This window comes from Gilvimarinus sp. 1_MG-2023 (assembly GCF_030548285.1).
The window spans coordinates 1-2,500 of sequence record NZ_JAUOSC010000023.1; the positions used below are offsets into that span (position 1 = coordinate 1).

Annotated in this window: 2 rRNA genes (1 of these 2 cut by a window edge); both read right to left on the bottom strand. The window is 51.7% G+C overall.

Annotation, left to right across the window (positions count from 1 at the left end):
• Window positions 1-218 precede the first annotated feature (218 nt).
• Window positions 219-334, bottom strand: a 5S ribosomal RNA gene (gene rrf / locus Q4563_RS15350).
• Between the two features lie 214 nt (window positions 335-548).
• Window positions 549-2,500, bottom strand: a 23S ribosomal RNA gene (locus Q4563_RS15355) (it continues 932 nt past the right edge of the window).

Genomic DNA, 2,500 nt, shown 5'->3' on the forward strand with positions numbered 1-2,500 from the left:
GATGGGAAGCGTTTCTGGGCAGATGGGTCCAGCGAAGCTTTCTGTAAGGTAGAGCTAGGACACGCTCTATATCTGCTCCGCCAAAGGGGTGGGCGCAGGGGCAAGGAGGCCGTAAATAGCGCGAAGCAGCAAAGAAGGCAGCCTGGGCTGTGACCCGATTCGCTCCCCACAAAGTAAAACGCCCAATCGATTGCTCGATTGGGCGTTTTGGTATTAAAGCTTGACGATGACCTACTCTCACATGGGGAATCCCCACACTACCATCGGCGCTGAGTCGTTTCACTGCTGAGTTCGGAATGGAATCAGGTGGTTCCAACTCGCTATGATCGTCAAGCAAACAGGTTTGGGTTGTTTTTCGTCTTACCTCTTTGCAGAGTGCGTACTCACAACACCAAATAGGGCGATGAACAAAGTTGTTATCTCCACGGATGGAGTGTATGCCGAAGATTGTCAGGAACAATCTCGGTAATTGCTGAGGACACTGTGTATGTCTCACTCAAGTCCGTCGATTAATCACGTAAAACGTATCAATCAGTCGTTTCTGTTATATGGTCAAGCCTCACGGGCAATTAGTACTGGTTAGCTCAACGCCTCACAACGCTTCCACACCCAGCCTATCAACGTAGTAGTCTTCTACGGCCCTTCAGGGGACTCAAGGTCCCAGGGAAAGCTTATCTTGAAGGAGGCTTCCCGCTTAGATGCTTTCAGCGGTTATCCCGTCCGAACGTAGCTACCCGGCAATGCTATTGGCATAACAACCGGAACACCAGAGGTTCGTCCACTCCGGTCCTCTCGTACTAGGAGCAGCTCTTCTCAACTTTCCAACGCCCACGGCAGATAGGGACCGAACTGTCTCACGACGTTCTAAACCCAGCTCGCGTACCACTTTAAATGGCGAACAGCCATACCCTTGGGACCGGCTTCAGCCCCAGGATGTGATGAGCCGACATCGAGGTGCCAAACACCGCCGTCGATGTGAACTCTTGGGCGGTATCAGCCTGTTATCCCCGGAGTACCTTTTATCCGTTGAGCGATGGCCCTTCCATACAGAACCACCGGATCACTATGACCTACTTTCGTACCTGCTCGTCGTGTCAGACTCGCAGTCAAGCTGGCTTGTGCCATTACACTAACCTCATGATTTCCGACCATGATTAGCCAACCTTCGTGCTCCTCCGTTACTCTTTGGGAGGAGACCGCCCCAGTCAAACTACCCACCATACACTGTCCTCGATCCGGATAACGGACCTGAGTTAGAACCCCAAACATACCAGGGTGGTATTTCAAGGGCAGCTCCACCACATCTAGCGACATGGTTTCAAAGCCTCCCACCTATCCTACACAAATAGGTTCAGAGTTCAGTGTAAAGCTATAGTAAAGGTTCACGGGGTCTTTCCGTCTAGCCGCGGGAACACTGCATCTTAACAGCGATTTCAATTTCACTGAGTCTTGGGTGGAGACAGCGTGGCCATCGTTACGCCATTCGTGCAGGTCGGAACTTACCCGACAAGGAATTTCGCTACCTTAGGACCGTTATAGTTACGGCCGCCGTTTACCGGGGCTTCGATCAAGAGCTTCGCCGAAGCTAACCCCATCAATTAACCTTCCGGCACCGGGCAGGCGTCATACCCTATACGTCCACTTACGTGTTTGCAGAGTACTATGTTTTTAATAAACAGTCGCAGCCACCTGGTCACTTCGACCGGGCCCAGCTTAGGGAGCAAGTCCCATCACCAGATCCGGCGTACCTTCTCCCGAAGTTACGGTACCATTTTGCCTAGTTCCTTCACCCAAGTTCTCTCAAGCGCCTTGGTATTCTCTACCTGATCACCTGTGTCGGTTTACAGTACGGTTCGTTATTACCTGAAGCTTAGAAGCTTTTCCTGGAAGCATGGCATCAACCACTTCGTCTCGCAATGAGACTCGTCATCAGTTCTCAGCCTTAAGAGCCCGGATTTACCTAAGCTCTCAGCCTACAACCTTAAACACGGACAACCAACGCCGTGCTGGCCTAGCCTACTCCGTCCCTCCATCGCAGTAATAACAAGTACGGGAATGTTAACCCGTTTCCCATCGACTACGCATTTCTGCCTCGCCTTAGGGGCCGACTAACCCTATTCCGATTAACGTTGAATAGGAAACCTTGATCTTCCGGCGAGGGGGTTTTTCACCCCCTTTATCGTTACTCATGTCAGCATTCGCACTTCTGATACCTCCAGCAAGCTTCTCAACTCACCTTCAACGGCTTACAGAACGCTCCCCTACCATGCTCGAAAGCATCCGCAGCTTCGGTTGCTAGTTTTAGCCCCGTTACATCTTCCGCGCAGGCCGACTCGACTAGTGAGCTATTACGCTTTCTTTAAAGGGTGGCTGCTTCTAAGCCAACCTCCTAGCTGTCTGAGCCTTCCCACATCGTTTCCCACTTAACTAACATTTGGGACCTTAGCTGGCGGTCTGGGTTGTTGCCCTCTTGACTACGGACGTTAGCACCCGCAGTCTG